Consider the following 22,770-nt stretch of genomic DNA (forward strand, 5'->3'; position numbering starts at 1 on the left):
GGTAGGTCGGCTTACCCTAATGGGAAGGAGAAGGAATTCGAATGCAGGCACAGGACAAGGGAATATACTCGTTTTCAACTTGCTGGAACATCAGGAAGCATACGGTTGGAGCAGATATGATTCGAGAGATTGCAGAGCTTGGCTTCAGCCGGGTGGAGCTTAATTATAATGTGACGAAGGAAATGCTCACCACTATAGAGCCCATGATTGAGCGAGGAGAGATCGGAATCTCCAGCGTTCATAATACCTTCCCACATGATCCAGATCCAGATTACGGCACAGACTCTGTCTTGCTTGGCTTCGAAGATGAAGCGAAGCGGCAGCGAGCGATTGAATTGCTGGTAGGATCAGCGGAATATGCCCATCGCTACGGAGGGGAAGCCGTAGTTGTACATCCCGGAGAGGTACCCTTCCCAGAGGATATCAGCAAGGATCTTAGTAAGTTCTATAACGAAGAAGGGCCGGATTCACCGAAGTATCGCAGCAAGTGGGAAGAACTGATGGAGCGTCGGCAGGCTCTTAGTGCGGGCTATGTCGAGAAAATCATCGTGAGTCTGGATGAGGTCTGTAATCGTGCGGCTGCCAAAGGTCTAAATGTGCGCTTTGGGATCGAGACGAGATCCAGACCCCAACAGATTCCTACACTCGCGGAAGCAAAGACGATCGTTCAAGCACTTAAAGGAGCTCCAGTTGGTATCTGGTATGATACGGGTCATGCCATCATGATGGATCGACTAGGTCTCTATGATAGTGTAGGAGAAATGCAGGGACTGATGGACGATATCGTAGGTGTCCATATTCATGAAACGCTTGGACTTTCGGATCACTGGTGCCCATATGTACACAGCAAGGATATGCATTTCTATGATGCCTATCTGCCGATGATAGAGCGTGCACAGGTGAAGGTCTATGAGTTGAAGTCCGCCTGCCAAGCAGGCGAGATTCACGAGAGTCATGACTTGTTAATGAAGAAGCTTGAACGGGTAGATTGATAAACGGAAAAGCGTAACAGAGTCTCTTAGAAGCTGTGTGGCAAGGTTGAATAGCAGGCTATTGTTAGTAAAGAAGTTGGTGTCTAATCTAGCCGGCGCTATGGCCGCTACGCTGCTTGAATTCTCTGGCGACTTTTGGCGGGATATGGTATATACTGACGAGAAATTAGCTCGTATACAGGTGATGTGAGTAGCTTCCACGCTATGGAGGGGGTGCGTCATGTCCTTCGTTCATCGGGCAAATGCATTGGTATGGAGGGGAACTGCACATGTACAGACAACTGGTAAATAGTAATGACAGAGCAGTAGAACGAGGCATGGCCAGGCAGATGCTTGATCCAGAGAATCGATACTACGGTGGTACGATTGATCCGTATACAGGTGTGGCTTGGGTGAATCATACCACTGGAACGCCGACGGACATGTGCTACTGGGGAGCAGCGCTCTCTAATCCGGACTCGATCTATTATCGGGATGAGGCATTATTAGACAGACTGCTATTGGCCACTGAGTTTGTACTGCGCCTACAGCATGAGGATGGATCGATATCACCCGGCTGGACGAACTATCATTCCCCGCCGGATACCGCATTTGTCGTAGTAGGATATTCGCAGTTATATCAGCTACTCGTTAAGCAGGAGTGGGCTCCTCTGAAACCTGTTCTTCACAATATGCGTTTGTTCCTAGAGCGAACGATACCTGTGATGCTGACAGGAGGCTGCCATACGCCGAATCATCGCTGGGTGCTATGCGCGGCGCTTGGTTTCCTGCACGACATTTTTGGTCTGGAGGAAGCCGTGCAGCGCGCAGAGCAGTGGCTGGCAGAAGGCATGGACATTACGCCCGATGGCGAGTGGACTGAGCGAAGTAATGGAATATATAGTGCAGTGAGTGACATTATGCTCATTCATGCAGCGCGGCTGATGAATCGTCCGGAGTTGCTGGAACCCGTGCGTCTTAATCTTCGGATGATGGTGTACCTTGTGCACCCTACAGGTGAGATTGTTACAGATTACTCCGGTCGACAGGACCTGGGTAGTGTGCATGATCTGTCCCCGTATTATCTGCCTTATGCCATCTTGGCAAGACTGGATGGGGATCCGCTTTTTGCTGGTATGGCTGCCTGGGCAGGAGATACGTTGAACGATCCGGGTGTATGCTCAGTCAATACACTCGTAAGGCTATTGTTAGAGCCCGAGCTTCAACAGACGAGTGGATCACAGGATGTCTTACCAGAGCAGTATGAGGTTATATTGAACGAGCATTTTGTACGGGCGAGCTATCTGGATCAGATGGAGGCTGTTGGCCACCACGGACGTATTTCTCACAGCCGAATGCATACGGATTTTGGTGCACCTGTAGCTCGAATCCGCGATGGTGAGACCAGTGTAACGGTGATGACGGAGGTGCCTCCTTTCTTCGCTCTGCGTCATGGCAAGGTGCGTCTACTTGCTGTACAACTGGCTTCCTACTTTAATCCAGGGTATATCCCGATGCAAGATATGACCCGCTTGCCTCAAGGGTATCGACTAACAGGGGAGCAGAAGAAGGGTTATTATGATCCGATTCCTGCTAATGAACTGCCAGAGACGGCGTCTTCAGATATAAGTCCGTGGTACCTACTTCCCCATCAGAGCCGCCGACTTACCCATGAGCAGACATTCCGTGTGGGAGCTGAGGTGTTACATTCGGAGAACGGTTGGACAATGCATCTGACGGGGGAAGAACCGGAGGACGTCATGATGCAGTTATCCTTTGTATTCGGGAGCGAAGGAGAGTTAACCTACGGGCACGGAACGGAGACTAGTGATGGTCATCACTTATGGAGCGGCGGTAATTTGCGTTATACCTGCGGTGAAGACTGGATCGAGATCAGTGGAGGCGAAACGGGACATTTGGCTCCATCCGTTCGTGAGGCGAAGCTGCCAGACAAGTGCAAGGTTGTGCTTGTTAACTTCGTGACACCGTTTGATAAAACGATTCATATCTCACTTTCACCATCCATGGCGAAGAAATTGCAAGACCAATAAGTCCTCTTACGAAATTGAATATGGTTAACAAGAACAAGGCGGTATTTCAATCCAATTATGGATGATGGAATACCGCTTTATTTTGCACATTTTTTGCCTAAATCACATGAAACTACATGTTGAGAAGCCTACCTCAAGATGTGGTATACTGGAGAGTATGAATGAAAGCAAAGAGGAGGTGCCTTGGAAGATGAAGGGCAAGCTACTGCGGGCTGAGGGAGACCTCGCCAACATTATACCGATTCATTTGGATGCGTCTTTCTTTTTTGAAAGAGCTGTCCGCTCGCTGGACCGTAATCACGTCGACAAGGCATTAAAATATTTTCGTAAAGCTGTTGAATATGAACCGGAGAACCCGGTGAATCATTGTAATATGGCGGGTATATTATCTGAGAAAGGGGATTACGAGGCATCTAATGCGATTCTCGCGAATGTATTGGATGTCGTAGATCCGTCGATGACCGAGTGTTATTTCTATATGGCGAACAATTATGCCAATATGGATCGGTTTGAAGAAGCGGAGCAAGCGTTAGTAACGTATTTGGAAGAAGACACCCAGGGTCAGTTTATGACGGAGGCAGAAGAGATGATGGAGCTTCTGTATTACGAGTTGGACCGCCCAGCTAAACTGAACCGGATCAAATCACGTAAGGGTGTTGTGGAGCATGATCATGCACGGGAATTGTTAGAGGAAGGAAAATTCGCACAAGCAGCTGAGCTTCTGGAGGGCATGCCACCTGATTATCCAGATTATCTGGCTGTACGCAATAACCTGGCTCTTGCCTATTATTATATGGGTCAATTTCCTAAAGCGCGTGAGACCATTGCCGAGGTGCTTGAGCAAGAGCCGGGCAATTTGCATGCTCTGTGTAATCTGGCGATCTTCCATCAGAATGAGAACCGGACAGATCAAGTGTTACTATTGATCAAAAAGTTACGTGTCATCGTACCTTTCCAACAGGAACAGGTCTATAAACTCGCAACAACAATGGGTATTTTGGGGCAGCATGATACCGCCTATGTACATTTTCGTAGATTGCTTAAAGCCGAAGAGACGGCAGCAGATCCTGCGCTTGCGCACTATGCTGCAGTTGCGGCCTTTAATACCGGACGTTATGATGCAGCCGAACGGTTATGGCATCATGTAAGCAAGCTTGATCCAGGGTCTGAAGTGTCTACGTTTTATTTGTCTCGACTTAAGGCTGTACAACAAGACGAGCTTCAGCCCGAAAATTTAAGCTACCATTACCATCTTCCTTTTGATGAGCAATTCAAGCAATGGGAGAACTACGGAAATGGCATTCCGGAGGAAATGAAGAATGATCCACTGATACGTTCATCGTTTTTCTGGGCATTACGCCATGGTGACCGGGCAACCAAGCTTCAAGTTATTCATGCGCTCGGTATGATCGGAGACTATGAAGTACAGCAAGCGTTACAATCCTTCATACAGGAATCCGATGAGCAGCAGGATCTCGTGGAAGCTGCTCAATCTGTATTGAACGAACTGCTTGCGACTGAACAACACTCGGAGCGGAGCCGCGCAGTACTACCGCTCTCAACGGTAGCTGCGCGATCTATTCAGAATGCAGCAATCAGCGCAGAAGGCTCGCAGACAGAATCCATCTCTCACTGGCAAGCGGTCGTTGACCGTGCGCTACAGATGACGGAAACGAAAGCCGAATTACAGCAGGAAATGGAACGTATATGGACCGATTATGTGTCCCGTGCTCATCCTGAAATGACAGCGATGAAGCATATTGAGGGATGGGCTGCAGGGCTGGAATATTTGGCTGCCAAAATTCACAGACGACCTGTAACCTATCAAAGTGTAGCAGAGCGATATGGCATTTCGGCATCAACGGTTAGTAAATATGCGAAGCAGATTAACAAGGTGTGTAGTACGGTACCGCCTACAGTATAATCGGATGATTTAGAGTGGTTATTCTTAATGTTTTAAAGGCATGACAGGGATTTAAGCGGCTTGAAGAACGATTGAGGAAGATTGGGATTTCATGAAGGATACATTTGCCTGCAAAACGGGTAAACTTAATGGATGGCTATTGTCACATGGATCTAGAAATGAACCAGTTCATATACTCTCAACCTAATCAAGGAGGCTGTATCTATATGTCTAAATACAGAACGATTGTGATTGGAACCGGACCTGCCGGATTAACAGCAGCAATTTATTTGGCGCGTGCCAACCTTAATCCATTGGTTATCGAAGGCCTTCAACCTGGTGGACAATTGACCACCACGACAGAGGTTGAGAACTTCCCTGGATTCCCGCAAGGCATTATGGGGCCAGAATTGATGGACAACATGCGGAAGCAAGCGGAGCGTTTTGGCGCAGAATTTAAGAATGGCTGGGTGGAAGAGGTAGACTTTAGTAAGCCCCCGTTCAAAGTGAAGGTTGGCGGCATTGGTGATCTCGAAGCCGATTCAATCATAATCTCGACCGGTGCATCTGCCCGCTACCTCGGTATCCCGGGAGAGCAGGAAAATGTAGGGCGCGGGGTAAGTACATGTGCGACATGTGATGGATTCTTTTTCCGTGGCAAGAAGATTGTCGTTGTTGGTGGGGGAGACTCCGCGATGGAAGAGGCTAGCTTCTTGACCAGATTCGCAACAGACGTAACCTTAGTGCATCGCCGGGACGAATTACGTGCGTCGAAGATCATGCAAGATCGGGCACGAGGGAACGAAAAGGTAAAATGGGCATTGAACCGTACACCACTTGAGGTAGTGCCTGAAGCACTGGGCGTGAAAGGACTTAAGGTACGGAACAATGAGACAGGCCAAGAAGAGCTGTTGGAGGCGGATGGTGTGTTTGTTGCCATCGGACATACACCAAATACCGGATTCCTCGGCAATCAAGTGGTGTTGGATGATCACGGGTATGTGGTTGTTAAACCAGGTACGACGGAAACGAACATCCCAGGTGTATTTGCTTGTGGCGACGTTCAGGATACGAAGTATCGTCAAGCGATTACTGCAGCAGGGTCAGGTTGTATGGCAGCAATGGACTGTGAGAAATTTTTGGAAGGCAGCATTGTGCACGACTGGAGCGAAACATTGGATAAATAAGCATGTTTGGCTTGATTGTCCACATAAGATAAGGAATAGAGACAACGGGAAGTCTCATGATGTGAGAGAAGCCGGTAGGCTTCTCTTTTTTTTTCTGAAACGAAAGTGGGCATGAGATCGTATACATAATGGGCATATTAGCTGTGAGGTGAAGACTTTGGGGGAAATGATAAAAGATTGGCTACAGAACACAACGGTCAGACGTTTTCTGATCCTGCTGTTGTTCTGTTTGGTTCTATTCAGCATGGGGAGTATGCTGCACATGATTTTGCTGTTGTTCCTTGTGACGTATGTCATGAATCGACTACAGCACTTCATTACAGGACAATTAAATCGGCTGTTTCCGATTAACTACAAGGTCGTTGTCATCTTGCTATATTTGATTGTGATTGCGGCGATTGTGCTAGGAATATCTAAGTATTCGCCGAGGATTGTTGATCAGGTCATACAACTGACGAATGAAATCATTAAGTTTCTGGATACGGCTGAAGGCGATAATTATGCATCGAAGATTGCAGGTTATCTGCAGTCATTTGATATTAAGAATTATACGAATAATGCGCTGAAGTACATTTTTGCTCTGAGTAAAGGGCTGGAATTTATTTTGCTGGTTATTATTCTTAGTCTGTTCTTCTTGCTGCAAAAACAAGAAATCGTCAAATTCACATCCAAGTTTAAAACAAGTAAGCTCGGCTGGTTCTATAAAGAAGTGGCTTACCTTGGAGATAAATTCGTATCTTCCTTCGGAAAAGTCATTGAAGCTCAGCTATTGATTGCGGTGTTCAACACGGTTCTTACGATGTTGGGACTATGGATTCTTGGATATCCGTATCTGTTCGCATTAACCATTCTGGTATTCCTATTGAGCTTGGTTCCCGTTGCGGGGGTTGTCATCTCATTGGTGCCATTGTGTCTGATCGGGTATCAGATGGGCGGATTGCAGCTTAGCATTATCGTTATTGTCATGATTATTATCATTCATGCGCTGGAGACATATTTCTTGAATCCAAAGTTAATGGCGCACAAAACCAAGCTTCCAATGTTCTACACATTTATCGTATTGATTCTGTCACAGCATTTCCTCGGAATCTGGGGACTGATCATCGGAATTCCGATCTTTGTATTCCTGTTGGACATCCTTGATGTAAATAAAATGGAGAAATCAAACGAACCGGTGCGTGTAGATTCGAAGCTGTAGCTTAGTGTAACGCTTGTGAGTAGTGTGTTGTATTCATCGAATGTAGCATGTGAAAATAATGAATAACGCCTCCCTGACTGATCGAGGGAGGCGTTTTTTGGTGTACATTTTTGCGCTTGTATGAGAAATGCATAGCTCATGCTTGAATCATTAATTTTGATGATATGTATTACATGAATAGATGATGGATCTACTGCTATAACCAGCCCTTCTCTTGGGCAATACGTATAGCTTCTACACGATTCTTAGCCTCTAGCTTATTGAAGGCTTCCGATAGGTAATTGCGAACTGTGCCGTAGGACAGATGAAGTGATGCTGCGATCTGGTTGGCATTCATGCCTGTGGCGGCAAGTTTTAACATTTCTCTCTCTCGTTCCGTTAGCGGATTAACACCTTTGGATGCGCCAAAAATAAGTTCGGGAGATACTTCTCGTCCGCCCCCAATAACACTACGAATGGCCTGAGCTAAGCGGTCACTTGGCTCATCTTTCAGCAAATAACCTTGTACGCCGGCTTGAACCGCACGCTCTAGAAAACCAGGACGAGCGAATGTGGTTAGGATGATGATCCGACAGGGGTTACCTTGTTGTTGTAAACGTTCTGCTACGTCAAGTCCACTCATAACTGGCATTTCAATATCCATCAAAGTGAGATCTGGTTCTAGAGAGGAGATTAGCTTCAATGCTTCTTCCCCGTTACCGGCTTCCCCAATGACTTCAAAATCATCTTCGAGATCCAGTAGGGAGGCGAGAGCACCCCGAAGCATGCGTTGATCTTCTGCAATTAAAATACGAATCATGATGATACTCCTCCTTGGGAATCGCTTGCGATTAATGGAAAGAAAAAGGATAGCTCGGTTCCTGCTGAATCGGAAGAGATCTGAAGGGAACCATCGATTAAGTTCAGCCGCTCTGACATGCCTTTTAGACCGTTACCCTGAGGCTTGCTGGAATCTATCCCTTGTCCATTATCCCTAATCCGTAGCTTGATCCCTTCCTGCGTGCGATGAATCAATAATGTACTTCGTGTTGCTTGACTGTGTTTGACAATGTTCGTGACGGCTTCAATAAGGCATAGGCTCGCCATGTTCTGCGTTAAGTCTGGCACATCATCGTAGGAGTTCTGCTCCTGAGTCACTTGAAGCGAGATATCCGCACTCTTTAACATCTCTATCGCATCTGCGACAGCTTCAGGAATGCTAATGGCTCGCATATCCGAGACAAGTTGACGCACCTCACGCAGGGCAGCACGGGATGTTCGTTCGATCTCTCGTGCCTCCTGAATGGCTCGTTCTGGATTTTTGGCGATTAGCTTGGTCACGAGTTCACTTTTAAGGGTGATTAAAGATAACGTATGTCCCATGGTGTCATGCAAATCTCGGGCAATGCGCATACGTTCCTCACGCTTAATCAGTTCTTTGATATGCTGCTGAGCTTCATCGAGCTGTGCCTCCAGCTGCCGCTGTTGCATCATGGAACGAATGCCATAAGGAGACGCAATCATAATGAGGTAAAAGGGAGTGAAGAACATGAGCTGAGAAGCTGTCAGGGATGAGAAATGAATAGCAATGGGAATGGTCTGAAGAATAGCCAACCCTAGTAGGAACAGACGAAACATCCGTTTATCGGTATACCATCCAATAAAATTCGCTGTGAAAAACCCGAGAAAAAACATGTTCGGATCGATAACCGTACTCAAGATCAGTACAGTAAGCATCTGTAGCGTAAGCCAATAGGAAAATATAACGGTTCCTGCTGTCATATACAGCTGACGATAGGTCAGGATAAACACAAGGAAAGCAGAGAGTCCAATATATAGTTCATGACCACGGGCTACCCATAAATAATAGATTGGCATGGCCAAGTAGATCATCCAAATGTAAGGATAGAAGCCATATCGCTTCGGGAAAATCTCAAACTTTTGAAGCATAGATGAGGGTTAAGCCTCCTTTTGTTTGCTGCGGATATAAGTGGATATTAACATAAACACGATCAGGTACGCTGTCAAAATTAGTATATCACGGAAAGCTGGCGTGTTACCGCTGACGATCGCCCAAGCGCCATTGCCAAAGCTGTTCGACGGAAGCCAGCTTCCGATCTGACCCAGCCATGACGGCATAATATCGAGCGGCATCCACATGCCGCCAAGGAGAGCTAGCGAGAGATAGAGCGCATTGCTAAGACCACTGGCGGTGTCGACCTTGCGTAAGGTTCCAATGCAAGTGCCTAGAGCAAGAAAGGGTAGCGATCCAGCTAGAATCCATAGGGCACTTCCTATCCATTGTAAGGCAGATAAAGAGACACCATTAATCAGATATCCAGCGGTAAAAATAACGATGATGGAGAACAGGTGCACCGTCGTCTGACCAACCATTTTGCCACCAAAATAGATGGCATCAGATAGCGGAGTTACCCGCAGGTACGAAACCCAGCCATGTACACGTTCCTGAACCAAGCGTATGCCGAGTGTCATGATAGATGAACCCATCACGCTGAAACAGGTCATGGACATTAAGTAGTGGGCATTCCACTGTTCTGGGTCAACCGCGTCCGTTGTAAAGATCCGGGTATATAGCACATAGAATAAGACAGGCATCATCAGAGACCAGAAGATAAAGTAAACGTTGCGAAACATGCGGAGCATCTCCATCCGGGATTGTACAAGTAATGTAGACATATTATTGTTCCTCCTTCATCGTAGCAAGCAGTTCGGCATAAGCGTCGTCGAGTTGTCCCGTTTCAATACGGATATCCCGTACAGGTAGCTGGCGCTGGATCACATCACGAATCAGTGTGTCTGTATCGGTGGTGTAGAGACTCCAGCGTCCGTTACGATATTCCACCTGGTCAACATTAGGTAGCATCGCAATCTGAGCTTCAATATGTATGTGAGGTGAGTTTGTGTTGTTGTGATCAGGCTGTGTGTCTGACGGGGAAGCTGATTCGCCAGGTATCATTCCATGCTGAGCGGAGAAAGAAAGAATACGCTTGGTAAGCCCCGACTTGAGACTCTCCGGTGTGCCGTCCGCAATGATCCTACCTTCGCTAAACAGAATAATCCGATCTGCCGCTTCATCGGCTTCTTGAAGGTAGTGCGTGGTGAAAAGCACGGTTTTCCCCGCCTGCGTCAATTGGCGAACCTGTTTCCAGAAATGTTTACGTGTCTCTGAATCCATGCCTACCGTTGGTTCATCCAAAAATAAGAGCTGTGGATTGCCTGCCATCGCGAGGGCAAAGTTCAGGCTGCGTTTCTGACCGCCCGATAGTTTCTCTGCTCTTCTCTTCAGATCAATCTCTGAAAGTCCAGTCAGCCGCTCGATTTCATGGATTGGAAGTGAATGATGATAATAACTGTGAACCATGCGGATGATCTCGCGCACCGTCAATCCATCAATGACACTTACATCCTGTAGCATAACTCCAATCTGCTGACGTACCTGCCGATGATTCGGAGACTGTCCTAATACCGTGATGTTCCCGGAGGTCGGTTTACACATTCCTAGAAGCATCTTCATCGTTGTGGTCTTGCCGGCTCCATTCGGGCCGAGGATTGCTACAATTGAGCCAGGCTGGATTTCAAGAGATAGGTCGCTTACTGCAAGCTTGTTTTTAAATTGTTTGTTTATATGTTCAAGTTGGATGATGGGTGAACTCATCTGTACTCACGTCCTTCGTTTTGATCTAACTTCATTTTAGAGGGCGAAGGCATAGCGTTTTAGTAAGAGTTGTCATGACTTTTAGGTGACAACTGTCATCTTTTACGAATGGATCGAATCAGAATGCAATATGATTAGATGAGACTTCCTCTACTAAGGAGGGAGGTTTAAGCGGTGCGTTTTGATAGAGAACATAGAGAGTGAATGCGCATTCATGAAAAGGGTGTGACAGTGTTCACAATAGCGCCAGGACTGGAGATAGCAAAGGTCTTATCGTCCTTGACCCAGGCGTATCCTTCAATTATAGTTGGTACGTAGGATTAAACTATTTTAGATAGATAAAGGTGGCTTGCAGCATGTCTGAGAAAATCTACGTTGGGGTCGATCTCGGCGGAACAGCAATTAAGGTCGGTATATGCGATGATCAAGGTCAACTTAAGCATACGTATGAAGGACCGACAGAAGTGGATAAGGGCGTAGATACGGTTATCGCCAACATCGAGAAGTATGTCCGTCATATCGTTGCCGAGTCGCCGTATAGCTGGGAACAGCTTGAAGGTGTCGGTGCTGGAGTTGCCGGGTTCACGAATGTACGTGAGGGAATTATCGTCCTTGCCCCTAACATTGGATTTCGGAATGTACCTATTCGTTCGATTCTGGAAGAACGTCTAGGTAAGCCAGTCAAAATAGATAATGATGCCAATGTTGCGGCGCTTGGCGAAGCTTGGGCGGGTGCCGGCAAAGGTGTAGATAACTGTGTATGTTACACGCTGGGTACAGGCGTTGGCGGCGGCTTGATCTTGAACGGCAGAATATATCAAGGATTCTCCGGTATGGCGGGTGAACTGGGACATATTAATGTTGTACCTGATCTGGAAGCCATTAAATGCGGTTGTGGCAAAATGGGATGTTTAGAGACGGTATCGTCTGCAACGGGTATTATCCGTATGGCGAAGGATGCTGTCGAGCGTGGGGATCATACTTCGCTTGCTCTTGTTGATCGGATCGCTGCGAAGGAAGTATTCGATGCTGCTAAAGCGGGTGATGAAGTAGCGCTGCGGATCGTTAATCGTGCTGCATTCTACCTGGGTAAATCGATGGCTACAGTAGCGGCTGTTATTAATCCGGAAGTGTTCATTATTGGGGGCGGCGTATCCAAAGCAGGTGATTTCCTGTTTGACGAGATTCGTACAGTATTTGCTCAATTAACCCCAGAACCGCTGCAGGGCGGCGTTAAAATTCTGGAAGCTACACTTGGCAATGACGCAGGTATTGTTGGTGCGGCAGGTCTTCTCTTGCGTTCCTAGTCCACTGTAACAATATAAACCGACAGCAATATGATAAGGAGGGGACATATATGCTTGAAGGTGAAGTTTCACCGAACACAGGCGCCACGCTCATTATCATTACGGGTATGTCCGGGGCGGGAAAGACCATTGCAGTTCAGAGCTTGGAGGATCTTGGCTTCTTCTGTGTAGATAATTTACCACCGGTGCTGATTCCAAAATTCGCAGAATTGATTGAGCAATCCAATGGTAAGATTGGCAAGGTCGCTCTCGTTATTGACTTGAGAGGGCGTGAATTTTTCACAGCGTTGTCCGAGTCGTTGAACTACATTAAAGATCATTTTACCATCCATTGTGAAATTTTATTCCTGGATGCTACAGATTCCGTCCTTGTGCAGAGGTATAAAGAAAGCAGACGTAGACATCCTTTAGCTCCGGAAGGCATGCCGCTGGACGGTATCCGACTTGAGCGCAAAATGCTGGAGGAGCTTAAAAACTCTGCAACCCAGGTACTCAATACCAGCACGATGAAACCGGCTCAATTGAAGGAACGGATTATATCCCGTTTTTCTCATTTAGAGAGCCATATGTTATCTGTAAATATAACGTCATTTGGATTTAAATACGGAATACCGATTGATGCTGATCTGGTATTTGATGTTCGTTTTTTACCGAACCCGCATTATATTGACCATCTGCGTCCAAATACAGGACAGAACAGCGACGTATATGAATACGTCATGAAATGGCCAGAGACACAGTCCTTTCTGACAAAGTTGCTGGATATGCTGCATTTCCTGATTCCGCAGTACCGGAAGGAAGGCAAGAGCCAGGTTATTATTGGAATCGGTTGTACCGGAGGCAAGCATCGTTCGGTAGCAATATCGGAATATTTGGGCAAAATGTTGGGAAGCAGCGAGACTGAAGCTGTTACCGTAAGCCATCGCGACGCTGACCGGGATCGTCATTGAAGAGGGTGAAGGGATGAAAGAAGCCGGACCACGAAGAGAACGTCCGAGAATTGTAGTCATGGGCGGGGGAACCGGATTATCCGTGATGCTGCGCGGTTTAAAAGAAAAGCCGCTAGACATCACGGCCATCGTCACGGTTGCTGATGACGGTGGGAGTTCAGGCATTCTGCGCAGTGAGCTGCATATGCCGCCTCCGGGCGACATCCGTAACGTACTTACGGCGCTAGCTGACGTAGAGCCACTGCTTTCGGATATGCTGAGTTATCGTTTCAACACAGGCGCGGGGCTTGCAGGCCACAGCTTGGGGAATTTAATTTTGGCGGCAATGACAGATATATCAGGCGACTTCGTAACCGCAGTGCGGGAACTTAGCCGCGTGTTTGCTGTTCGGGGTGAGGTGCTTCCCGCAGCGGGTCAGGCAGTTGTGCTACATGCTGAGATGGAGGATGGATCGATTGTTACAGGCGAGTCCAAAATCCCTGAAGCAGGTGGGCGCATTAAACGTGTTTTTCTTGAACCGGATCACGTGGAGCCGTTGCCAGAGGCTGTAGAGGCTATTCGTCAAGCGGATGCGATATTGATTGGGCCAGGTAGTCTGTATACGAGTATTCTGCCGAATCTGCTTGTACCCAAATTAGCTGAAGCTGTCGTTGAGGCTGACGCAGTTAAAATGTTTATATGCAATGTTATGACACAGCCAGGAGAAACCGATGACTATACCGTGAGTGACCATCTCAAAGCGATTCATGAGCATATAGGTCATCAGCTCTTTGACTATGTCATCGTTAATAATGGTGAAATTCCGCTGCAAGTTCAGAATAGATATGCAGAAAAAGGAGCAAAACCAGTAGTATTAGATATGAATGTGCTGAAAAGTTCTGGATATCAGGTTGTCGCAGATACGTTGGTGCTATTCCGTACCTATCTTCGTCATGATGCCGACAAGCTCAGCCATCACATCTATCAACTTGTACAAAATTGGATGTTACGGAAGAGGTGAAGTCCCATGTCGTTTGCAGCACAGACCAAAAAAGAATTAACGATGATTGAGAGTGAACCGTGCTGCGAAAAGGCGGAACTTTCAGCCCTCATCCGTATGCTTGGTGCGGTGCAGTTATCGAATAAAAAAGTGATCTTAGATATTTCGACGGAGAATGCCGCTATTGCTAGACGGGCATACTCTCTGCTTAAAAAGCATTTTCAAGTGCATACGGAATTGCTTGTCCGCAAAAAAATGCGGCTGAAAAAGAACAATGTGTATATTGTTCGTATTCCGACCATGGTACAAGAGATTTTAAAGGAATTGTACATCGTATCCGAGGGCTTTCTGTTCACACCAGGAATTAATCAGGAGCTGCTTCGGAAAAACTGTTGTAAACGAGCTTATCTTCGCGGTGCCTTCATGGCTGGTGGCTCGGTGAATAACCCTGAGGGTTCCTCCTACCATCTGGAGATTGCATCTATGTATGAGGAGCATTGCCAAGCCTTGGTTGATCTAGCGAATGAATTTCATCTTAATGCCCGGTGTATAGAACGCAAAAAAGGATTCATCCTATACATCAAGGAAGGCGAAAAGATTATTGAGCTGCTCAGCATCATTGGTGCACACCAAGCTTTGTTTAAGTTTGAAGATGTTCGCATTATGCGCGATATGCGGAATTCCGTGAATCGGATCGTCAACTGTGAGACGGCGAACCTGAACAAAACCATTGGAGCTGCTGTAAGACAGATCGATAACATCAAGCTTTTGCAAAAGGAAGTTGGCCTAGAGTCCTTACCTGAGAAGCTGCGTGAAGTGGCTGAAGTCCGACTTGCCCATCCTGATATTAACTTGAAGGAAGTTGGCGAGTTGTTGAAGGGGACGGTCAGCAAATCTGGGGTAAACCATCGTTTGCGTAAAATTGATGAGCTAGCCGAGAAGGTTCGTAATGAACGGATGGGATAGGCTGTTAGAGGCCGGAGCTCTTACTTAGGTTAATTTTATTCGTATTATAAACCGTTGTTGGGCAACATTAACTCATGTGCAGAGAAGCGGGATTGGCGTCCTGAAGTGTGATTCCGTGTCAATATAATGTCCTTGATTGGGAGTTCATACCTGACTGGTTTTTTTCTTCTAGTGTCCTGCACGGGTTAATGGTATAATGTTATATAAATATAATTGTGTATTTAATGTCTAGATTTCATAATAGGGGGTAAGTTTCTATGACAAAGCACCCGGTAGTTGTCCGTTTGAAAACGGGTCTCCATGCCAGACCTGCGGCACTGTTCGTTCAAGAGGCGAATAAGTACTCATCTGAAGTGTTCGTCGAGAAGGACGACAAGAAAGTAAATGCAAAAAGTATCATGGGGATCATGAGTCTTGCAATCAGTACAGGTACGGAAATCCATATTAGTGCTGAAGGCGCGGACGCCGAACAGGCTGTAAACGCTTTAGTTAGTCTGGTTAGCAAAGAAGAGCTTGAAAACCAATAAGATATGACTGAACGAATGAAGAAGTCCCGAAAGGGGCTTTTTTGCGTTTCAGGGTCAAGCAATGCAACATTTTGGAATTTGCTCCGTCTGTTAAGGTATCAAATCACTTTGAATTTGAGATGTTAACTACAAGGAGGCTACGGTCATGGGTAAACAATGGATGAGACCGCTTGGTGCGGTACTGGTGGCAAGTACATTATTGGTTGGAGGAACAGCTTGGGTTACTCCAGGGAATTATGCATATGCTGCTGAGGTTCAAGGCGTACAGCAGAATGTAATCAATGTTGTTGGTAAAGGTGAAATTCAAGTGAAACCGGACATCGCTTATCTATCCATCGGGGTAAATAGTACAGCGGAAACAGCAGCATCAGCTCAAAAAGCAAACGCAGCCAAAATCCAAAAAGTAACTAATTTGCTGAAGAACACGTGGAAAATTAGTGAAAATGACATTCAAACAAGCCAATTCTATGTGCAACCCAACTACACATACAGTGAAAAAGATGGACAGCAAGTAAAAGGGTACACAGCTCATCACACTTTGACAGTAACCTATCGTGAGATGGATAAAATCGGTGAGTTGTTGGATGCAGCTTCCCAAGCTGGCGCGAATAACATTGAAAATGTACGGTTTACTGTAGAGAATCCAGAGAACTATGAATCTCAAGTGATTGAGAAGGCTGTAGCTAACGCGGATGTAAAAGCTGGAGCGATTGCGAAGGCGGTTAAACGTCAGTTGGGTGCAGTATTATCTGTGAGCCAGCCTGATGCTAATGTGCCTGTATTCTATGCATCGGAGAGTTTGATGTCCAAAGCTACGGATACCGCAGCGGGTACTGAAATTGAAACCGGTCAGGTTAAAGTAAGTACAACACTGAACATCACATATGAGATGAAATAAGATACGTTGTTCATATTTAGGTATTTTGTATAAACAAGAGACCACCTGCTCTGAAGCAGGTGGTCGCTTTTCTTTATTTTAATATTGCAGAGGAGTCTACATTGTTCTGCCCATGAAACAGCTTAATAGCTTAATGGGTTGTATGTTGCAAGTGGGCGAAATTCAAGATTTATTTGCGTTCATCGTAAAATTTTAAGTGAATTGCTAATAGCTTAGAATCGATTAGGGTCAAAGACCGGTAGTTGTAGCTTATATGCAAGATACAACTCTGGATTGTAAGGAATGGCGATGGTTGCTACTCCGTTTTCCAATACATCGGTTGGTATAGCGGTGGATGTCGCCTCGTATCTATTGCGCATATCCACGGGAATATCCATTAACACTTTGCTGTAATCGTTGCTTAATATCTTCACATGAAGCATTTCTCCATTATTTTTATAATTCTGCATCCGAATTCGTAACGTGCGATTGTGATTTAACACAACTTCTATATTACGAAATACAGCGCGATCAGGATTGCTCATCTCATAAGGTTGAGTACCTACAAAAGAAACAGATTCCCCGGCTACCTGCTTCACCTCTTCCACAGTTGCTCGATGAGGGAGTGGTACAGGTGCCATAGCAGCAGCCGTTTTACGTTCCTCATCACTGAATTGTAGCTCGGTATTCATGACATGTTTGCTTGCAATAGATACTTTAAGTCCAAGATCCTTGTTCCATTGCCCCAGTGGAAGATAAACCTTACCCCCGACAACCTGTTGCTTGCTTTGACTCACGGCTAGCTTACTGGTTCTGCTATTCCGCACAAATAACAAGTCTCCCCCTTGAATTTCATATTTAATATGGAAGGCATTCGTGAACTCCTCTAAAGGAACATAATATAAGCCATTCATGTAGAACGTAGGTTGTCCATTATAACGAAGCACGCCTTCACCAGAGGTGATTGCTACAGGTAGTGTTAAAAAGAACATGCCTTCATAAGAGAAGGAGTCCCAATAATTTACCCAATCTCTATATTGACTGTACTCAATCTTAAAGTGTTTTCCTTCCGGAATATAGTAGAAGGAAGGTGGGTATGCCTGTGGGTTAGAGAAATAATAATCGATGACATACAAATCATCTGAGACCCATTGTATTTTTTCCACTCTCGCCCGGTACAAGCTTTCGTAGGATCGAACCTGCTTCAATGTTTTGAGATCATATACAAGCACTTTGCTTGCCTTGGTTTTCTTAATTCCTACCGAGGGATCAGCGATCAGTACCAAATACTTAAGATTAGGTGAGACGAATGTTTTTATATCTCTGACTTCGCCTTTAAAAAGTGAGGTCGTTTTTCCGCCGCGATTCCCCTCTACAACCGCACGGTAGGTCTGTTCTTTATAAGTGCTAGTCCACTTAATTTTTGTGTCTCCTGCCATAAACGTCTTACTGGAGACGGGTTGTTTGGTGTCGTACACAATGTCATTTTTGGTTACTTTCACGGGGCTACCCTTTAATCCGCCAAATAAGAGGGTAAAGCAACTGGTGAATTTTGCGTCAGGGCAGTATACACCAAGAGGTGTGGACGAAGTTGAACGATTTGTACTGAATTTAGTATCTGTCACATCTTGGCTCGTAATAATGCTGCCATTGGATAAAACTCGCTTGTTATCTACAAGGGAATAGTACTGGGTATCACCGTTATCCGATCTTACGGAGTACAGCCCTTGTTTGGCCCAAAGTTTGAGCCATTTGTTGGATTTGATCTCTGTGATTTTGCGAAGCTTAATGGAGGCATAGTCATATTCATAAATGACGGCACCTGTGTTCAGGTAGGCTAATGTATAAGCCTTCAAACCTTGTGGGGTGTCTACGACAACACCGTCTTGTTGGTTGAATCCGTTAGTCGATGTGAACCGATATGAAGAGGGCTGCAACGATGAGTCAGTGAAATCATACTCCTTAACCTTTTTCATACCTGTGTCATAGCTAATTACCGTTGTTCGTACAGTGACTTGCTGTTGTCTTTCATCAAATATGTAGGTTGTGCGGTGTCTTACTTTTTCCTTGCTACCTTCTGTAGCTGCTGCTGAATGTCCAGTCTCGGGATGAATTGTGAGCAATAGGGAACAGATCAACAACAGGGCAATACATTTCCTAATAATCATGCGACGTTTCCTCTTTCCTCTTCTCATATTGTCTTTTTATCAAGATGTGTGTGGGTTAACCCTAATTCATAATATCGGTGAGTTTACTGCTGTTGTTTAATGAATTATCGGATGGGTTGAACGCTGTTTATCGTTCATTTGGTATCTTTTTTGTATATATGTTCGTGACAAAACGGTCATTTTCGGTGCAATTTATTTCAAGTTAATCGTCAAGATTGTAACTGGAGCTGTAAACCTTTCCTCAAATGGGTTAATTATAATAAAGAGGTGAGCGTATGAGACATTTTCGTTCAACATACATACGCAATGAACCCTTAGTGCGAATTTAGAGAGGAGTTTTTATATATGACATCATGGAAGAAATGGACAAGTGCGTTGCTGGCAGCTGGAATTATTGTAGGTAGTGGAGCAGGGTGGCAAGAAAGTTCGGTTCAAGCGGCTTCGGTCTCAACTAAAGTAACGTCTCCGACGGAAGTAACACTGAAATCGGCAGGTAAAACGATGACTCAAAAAGGACTTCTGCAGGGTGGATCTACATGGGTATCTCTAACTGCGGTCAAAGATGTTGCAGGTGGAACACTAACCTATGATGCGAAGAACAAAGAGTATACGCTGACCGCGGCTAACAATAAGATGAGAATTAGTCTAGCTGATGGATCACCAATGCTTAGAGTGAATAACTACTATCCGGGCGTTGAGGCGAAGCTGATTCAAGGGCGGTTATACATTCCTTTCTCAGCGATGAGAGATTACCTGGGTGTTCAGGGAAGCTGGAATGGGCAAGCGAAGACGTTAACACTTAGCAAGGTGAAGCAGAACAATGTAACGGTAAAAGCAGCTACAGTGAAAGCGAATGTGAAAAATGCTGAGGTGGATATTCAATATCCACAAGTAAGTGGACTTGGCAATGACAAAGCTGAAGCGGCAATCAACAAGGTGCTGAAGGATGAGACTGATGCATTTGTAGCAGGCTTCAAGAAGCAGGTTTCTGAGAATGGGGCTGCTACTGCGGATCGCCCATATGCTTTTGAGAGCACATACGTTGTGACATATAACGAAAATGGCGTGCTGGGACTCATTACACAACGCTATGAGGACTACGCGGGAGCTCATGGCATGACGACCCGTTCAGGACACACATTTGATCTAGAATCCGGCAAGGAACTGACGCTGAATGATGTGTTACAGAACAATACATCCATGCGTGAATCTCTTGGCAAAAAAGTAGGTACACAGCTTAAAGCACGTGGTGGTTATCTGGACGGATATACTGGTCTGAACAAAGATCAGGACTTCTACGTTACGCCAACCGGTATTGTCGTGTTCTTCCAACTGTATGAGTACACGGCATATGCTGAAGGATTCCCAGAGTTCCCATTCACGTACAAAGAAGTGCTTCCTAAAGGTGCAGCGCCATTCAGTGGAGTAACAGCTGAAAAGTAAGAATAGGATCGTTATTATATGTTCAATAATTTCGGATTTATCACGTATAGAACAGAAGTTTAAACGACACGCAGTTGCAATTGCGATCATCATAAAACCACAAAAAAATCCCACCATTCATAGAATGGTGGGATTTTACTAGTTCATAATTAGAAGCCAAGAAGACTTCAACTCATGACTTTATAGGTGAGTTCTGCAATTATACGCCTTGTGAACCTACTCTTTCGATAACTTTATCAATGATACCGTAATCGGCAGCTTCAGCAGCACTCATGAAGTAGTCACGATCTGTATCTTTCTCGATACGCTCCAGTGGTTGACCTGTGCGCTCGGAGATGATGCGGTTCAATGTGTCACGCATTTTCAGAATGCGACGAGCACGGATTTCGATGTCTGTAGCTTGACCTTGTGCTCCACCAAGTGGTTGGTGAATCATGATCTCACTGTTAGGCAATGCAAAACGTTTACCTTTAGCGCCTGCATTGAGCAAGAAAGCGCCCATAGAAGCTGCCATACCTACACAGATGGTAGATACATCCGGTTTGATGAATTGCATTGTATCGTAAATGGCCATACCGGCTGTGATGGATCCGCCTGGGCTGTTGATGTATAAGTGAATGTCTTTCTCTGGATCTTCTGCAGCCAAAAATAACATCTGTGCCATAATGGCATTCGCCACAACGTCATTCACGTCGCTGCCAAGGAAGATGATACGATCCTTCAGCAATCTGGAATAGATGTCATAGGCCCGCTCACCGCGGTTGCTCTGTTCAACGACCATTGGAATATAACTCACGTGAAAAACCTCCTCGGAAATGTAAATGTTAAATTGGTGTTTATATTTAAACTGTTACCGTATTACCCACATCATAAACAATTCCAAACAAAAAGTCAAAGAAAGTCAAACTAACTTTGAAAAAAAAGAAACCTTTCCGGTTTCATTGGTTAAAAGGGTTATGTACTACGAAATAAGAATGGCGCGCCCGCCAAGAATCGAACTTGGATCTCAGGCTTCGGAGGCCTACGTCATATCCATTGGACCACGGGCGCACATGAATTGTTGGCTACTCTTTCGTAGCACGGATGCTTGCACATCAATGAGCTTCAAATATGTGACAGCATTAATGATTATATCTTAAGCGTGGTCGAAATGCAAGCAAATGATCAGCCTCGTAGTTTGGAATGTAACGAAAATGATCATGATGAAGATAAGTGGATAAAGAATGCATTTAAGTACATGCTATAAGAGGTTTTGCACATGTTGAGCAAGGTGGAGAAGGAGCCATATGTAGATAAGAATGTAGACTTTCTTCTATATATAGTGTGAAACAGATTCAGCACCTACGAGAAGCTCAAGATTGTGAAAATAAGCGCGTACAAGCTTAGAGGAACGTTATGAAATGGGGCGTTTGAAACACTTGCATGTCGCGTCAGTTTTAGGTAGAATAGACGTGGGACTTAAAAAGTTAACCCGGGACATTTTGAGGCCATGAAAGAGAGCTTGGAACGAGAAGCTTGCGGGAGTGGAAAGCATGCGAAAGATTTTAGAAGTGCAAAAGCAGCTTCTGCCTGATCTCATGGATGTCTTGAAGAAGAGGTATACGATTCTACACCAGATCATGTTATCGGATGTGATTGGACGAAGAACGTTAGCTAATTCCATGCAGATGACCGAGCGGGTTCTGAGGGCTGAGACCGATCTATTAAAGGCTCAGGGACTTATCGAAATTGACAGTACAGGAATGAAGATCAGCGAGGCAGGTCATGATTTGCTGCAGCAGTTAGAGCCTGTCGCCAAAGAGCTGTTCGGATTATCCGAACTGGAAGAGCGCATCAAGCAAGCCTACGGTCTGCAAAAGGTAGTCGTTGTTCCTGGCGATTCGGACGTATCTCCATTTGCCAAACGGGAACTGGGCAAGGCCGGAGCAAAGGCTCTCGGCAATATTATGAATGATAACGACGTTGTTGCCGTAACTGGCGGTTCAACAACGGCTGAAGTTGCAGAGCAGCTTAATCCGCCAACACCACTCAAGGGTGTCTGGTTCGTCCCTGCACGCGGTGGACTAGGAGAGAGCCTCGAAATTCAGGCCAATACGATCGCATCCACGATGGCAAAACGGGTAGGAGCACAATACAAACTCCTGCATGTACCGGATTTGCTTAGTGACCATGCCTATGAATCCCTTGTTCAAGATCCGGGTGTCCAGGAGATTCTGCAGCTGATTAGACAATCGCGCATCGTTATTCACGGAATCGGTGATGCCGTGGAGATGGCACGGCGACGTAAACTTGCGACAGAGATCGTGGAAGAGCTTCAAGAGCAAGGAGCCGTATCGGAATCATTCGGTTATTACTTTAATGATCAGGGTAACGTGGTTCATACCATGCTTACACTCGGTATGCGACTTCAAGATATCGAACGAACCGATGTAGTGATCGGGATTGCGGGTGGCAAGAGCAAAGCAGCTGCCATTCACTCCGTGCTTAGATTCGGTCAGGAAGATATATTGATTATTGATGAGGCTGCTGCCAAAGTCATCGTAGCCGAACTGGAATAAGAATTTATTTTCTAGAACATTTCAAATTTG

19 protein-coding genes and 1 tRNA gene are annotated in these 22,770 nt (G+C 45.6%); 13 read left to right on the forward strand and 7 right to left on the reverse strand.

What is annotated here, in order from left to right; all coding sequences use genetic code 11:
* The first annotated feature begins 41 nt into the window (after positions 1-41).
* The 5 genes from V6W81_RS00825 (at position 42) to V6W81_RS00845 (ending at position 7,310) form a co-directional block, all read left to right on the forward strand.
* Positions 42-992, forward strand: a complete 951-nt coding sequence (locus V6W81_RS00825) for a sugar phosphate isomerase/epimerase family protein (protein WP_338541257.1) — start codon at positions 42-44, stop codon at positions 990-992.
* A gap of 269 nt (positions 993-1,261) precedes the next feature.
* Complete coding sequence (locus V6W81_RS00830) at positions 1,262-3,022, forward strand: hypothetical protein (protein WP_338541258.1); 1,761 nt, start codon at positions 1,262-1,264, stop codon at positions 3,020-3,022.
* 190 nt (positions 3,023-3,212) lie between these two features.
* Positions 3,213-4,946, forward strand: coding sequence for a tetratricopeptide repeat protein (locus V6W81_RS00835; RefSeq protein WP_338541259.1), 1,734 nt, complete (start codon positions 3,213-3,215; stop codon positions 4,944-4,946).
* Positions 4,947-5,152: 206 nt separating this feature from the next.
* Positions 5,153-6,112 carry a thioredoxin-disulfide reductase gene (trxB, locus tag V6W81_RS00840; protein WP_056695247.1) on the forward strand — a complete coding sequence of 320 codons (960 nt, stop codon included), beginning with the start codon at positions 5,153-5,155 and terminating at the stop codon, positions 6,110-6,112.
* 166 nt (positions 6,113-6,278) lie between these two features.
* Entirely contained in the window at positions 6,279-7,310 is a 1,032-nt protein-coding gene (locus V6W81_RS00845; protein ID WP_145051946.1) for an AI-2E family transporter, read from the forward strand.
* 196 nt (positions 7,311-7,506) lie between these two features.
* Here V6W81_RS00845 and V6W81_RS00850 read toward each other — a convergent pair whose 3' ends face one another.
* Genes V6W81_RS00850 through V6W81_RS00865 form a run of 4 tightly spaced genes read right to left on the reverse strand, consistent with a single transcriptional unit; the run spans position 7,507 to position 10,965 of the window.
* Positions 7,507-8,109: a response regulator transcription factor gene (locus tag V6W81_RS00850; RefSeq protein WP_338541260.1), complete on the reverse strand. Its 603-nt coding sequence runs from the start codon at positions 8,107-8,109 to the stop codon at positions 7,507-7,509.
* Complete coding sequence (locus tag V6W81_RS00855; RefSeq protein ID WP_145051951.1) at positions 8,106-9,239, reverse strand: sensor histidine kinase; 1,134 nt, start codon at positions 9,237-9,239, stop codon at positions 8,106-8,108. The genes V6W81_RS00850 and V6W81_RS00855 overlap by 4 nt, the downstream gene beginning before the upstream one ends.
* Positions 9,240-9,248: 9 nt before the next feature.
* Complete coding sequence (locus V6W81_RS00860) at positions 9,249-9,986, reverse strand: ABC transporter permease (RefSeq protein ID WP_338541261.1); 738 nt, start codon at positions 9,984-9,986, stop codon at positions 9,249-9,251.
* A gap of 1 nt (position 9,987) precedes the next feature.
* Entirely contained in the window at positions 9,988-10,965 is a 978-nt protein-coding gene (locus tag V6W81_RS00865) for an ABC transporter ATP-binding protein (protein ID WP_145051956.1), read from the reverse strand.
* Between the two features lie 356 nt (positions 10,966-11,321).
* Here V6W81_RS00865 and V6W81_RS00870 point away from each other — a divergent pair, with 356 nt between their 5' ends.
* From V6W81_RS00870 to V6W81_RS00895, 6 genes are all read left to right on the forward strand, one after another.
* A complete protein-coding gene (locus V6W81_RS00870; protein ID WP_145051959.1) occupies positions 11,322-12,272 on the forward strand; it encodes an ROK family glucokinase in 951 nt (316 codons plus the stop codon).
* A gap of 50 nt (positions 12,273-12,322) precedes the next feature.
* Positions 12,323-13,222, forward strand: a complete 900-nt coding sequence (gene rapZ / locus V6W81_RS00875; protein ID WP_056695257.1) for an RNase adapter RapZ — start codon at positions 12,323-12,325, stop codon at positions 13,220-13,222.
* 13 nt (positions 13,223-13,235) lie between these two features.
* Positions 13,236-14,222: a gluconeogenesis factor YvcK family protein gene (locus V6W81_RS00880; protein WP_056695259.1), complete on the forward strand. Its 987-nt coding sequence runs from the start codon at positions 13,236-13,238 to the stop codon at positions 14,220-14,222.
* 6 nt (positions 14,223-14,228) lie between these two features.
* A complete protein-coding gene (gene whiA / locus V6W81_RS00885; protein WP_145051962.1) occupies positions 14,229-15,167 on the forward strand; it encodes a DNA-binding protein WhiA in 939 nt (312 codons plus the stop codon).
* A gap of 257 nt (positions 15,168-15,424) precedes the next feature.
* A complete protein-coding gene (locus V6W81_RS00890; RefSeq protein WP_056695263.1) occupies positions 15,425-15,694 on the forward strand; it encodes an HPr family phosphocarrier protein in 270 nt (89 codons plus the stop codon).
* 145 nt (positions 15,695-15,839) lie between these two features.
* On the forward strand, positions 15,840-16,592 hold the full coding sequence (locus V6W81_RS00895) for an SIMPL domain-containing protein (RefSeq protein ID WP_145051965.1): 753 nt from the start codon (positions 15,840-15,842) through the stop codon (positions 16,590-16,592).
* 212 nt (positions 16,593-16,804) lie between these two features.
* On the opposite strand, the gene V6W81_RS00900 is transcribed toward V6W81_RS00895, so the two are convergent.
* Entirely contained in the window at positions 16,805-18,739 is a 1,935-nt protein-coding gene (locus V6W81_RS00900) for a hypothetical protein (protein WP_338541262.1), read from the reverse strand.
* A 345-nt stretch (positions 18,740-19,084) separates the two neighbouring features.
* Here V6W81_RS00900 and V6W81_RS00905 point away from each other — a divergent pair, with 345 nt between their 5' ends.
* Complete coding sequence (locus V6W81_RS00905; protein ID WP_338541263.1) at positions 19,085-20,182, forward strand: PdaC/SigV domain-containing protein; 1,098 nt, start codon at positions 19,085-19,087, stop codon at positions 20,180-20,182.
* 199 nt (positions 20,183-20,381) lie between these two features.
* On the opposite strand, the gene clpP is transcribed toward V6W81_RS00905, so the two are convergent.
* Both clpP and V6W81_RS00915 read right to left on the reverse strand, forming a co-directional pair.
* A complete protein-coding gene (gene clpP, locus V6W81_RS00910) occupies positions 20,382-20,978 on the reverse strand; it encodes an ATP-dependent Clp endopeptidase proteolytic subunit ClpP (protein WP_145051974.1) in 597 nt (198 codons plus the stop codon).
* A gap of 179 nt (positions 20,979-21,157) precedes the next feature.
* Positions 21,158-21,232: transfer RNA gene (locus V6W81_RS00915), tRNA-Arg, on the reverse strand.
* Positions 21,233-21,714: 482 nt separating this feature from the next.
* On the opposite strand from V6W81_RS00915, the gene V6W81_RS00920 reads away from it, so the two are divergent.
* On the forward strand, positions 21,715-22,740 hold the full coding sequence (locus V6W81_RS00920) for a sugar-binding transcriptional regulator (protein WP_128099853.1): 1,026 nt from the start codon (positions 21,715-21,717) through the stop codon (positions 22,738-22,740).
* Positions 22,741-22,770: the final 30 nt, after the last annotated feature.

The organism is Paenibacillus tundrae (genome assembly GCF_036884255.1).
Taxonomy (GTDB): Bacteria; Bacillota; Bacilli; order Paenibacillales; family Paenibacillaceae; genus Paenibacillus.

Coding starts and splice junctions, on each gene's coding strand:
- V6W81_RS00835 (WP_338541259.1), top strand. CDS start 3,213: ATGAAGGGCAAGCTACTGCGGGCTGAGGGAGACCTCGCCAACATTATA.
- V6W81_RS00830 (WP_338541258.1), top strand. CDS start 1,262: ATGTACAGACAACTGGTAAATAGTAATGACAGAGCAGTAGAACGAGGC.
- rapZ (WP_056695257.1), top strand. CDS start 12,323: ATGCTTGAAGGTGAAGTTTCACCGAACACAGGCGCCACGCTCATTATC.
- V6W81_RS00845 (WP_145051946.1), top strand. CDS start 6,279: ATGATAAAAGATTGGCTACAGAACACAACGGTCAGACGTTTTCTGATC.
- V6W81_RS00900 (WP_338541262.1), bottom strand. CDS start 18,739: ATGATTATTAGGAAATGTATTGCCCTGTTGTTGATCTGTTCCCTATTG.
- V6W81_RS00890 (WP_056695263.1), top strand. CDS start 15,425: ATGACAAAGCACCCGGTAGTTGTCCGTTTGAAAACGGGTCTCCATGCC.
- V6W81_RS00860 (WP_338541261.1), bottom strand. CDS start 9,986: ATGTCTACATTACTTGTACAATCCCGGATGGAGATGCTCCGCATGTTT.
- trxB (WP_056695247.1), top strand. CDS start 5,153: ATGTCTAAATACAGAACGATTGTGATTGGAACCGGACCTGCCGGATTA.
- V6W81_RS00855 (WP_145051951.1), bottom strand. CDS start 9,239: ATGCTTCAAAAGTTTGAGATTTTCCCGAAGCGATATGGCTTCTATCCT.
- whiA (WP_145051962.1), top strand. CDS start 14,229: ATGTCGTTTGCAGCACAGACCAAAAAAGAATTAACGATGATTGAGAGT.
- V6W81_RS00825 (WP_338541257.1), top strand. CDS start 42: ATGCAGGCACAGGACAAGGGAATATACTCGTTTTCAACTTGCTGGAAC.
- V6W81_RS00895 (WP_145051965.1), top strand. CDS start 15,840: ATGGGTAAACAATGGATGAGACCGCTTGGTGCGGTACTGGTGGCAAGT.
- V6W81_RS00880 (WP_056695259.1), top strand. CDS start 13,236: ATGAAAGAAGCCGGACCACGAAGAGAACGTCCGAGAATTGTAGTCATG.
- V6W81_RS00920 (WP_128099853.1), top strand. CDS start 21,715: ATGCGAAAGATTTTAGAAGTGCAAAAGCAGCTTCTGCCTGATCTCATG.
- V6W81_RS00870 (WP_145051959.1), top strand. CDS start 11,322: ATGTCTGAGAAAATCTACGTTGGGGTCGATCTCGGCGGAACAGCAATT.
- V6W81_RS00865 (WP_145051956.1), bottom strand. CDS start 10,965: ATGAGTTCACCCATCATCCAACTTGAACATATAAACAAACAATTTAAA.
- V6W81_RS00905 (WP_338541263.1), top strand. CDS start 19,085: ATGACATCATGGAAGAAATGGACAAGTGCGTTGCTGGCAGCTGGAATT.
- V6W81_RS00850 (WP_338541260.1), bottom strand. CDS start 8,109: ATGATTCGTATTTTAATTGCAGAAGATCAACGCATGCTTCGGGGTGCT.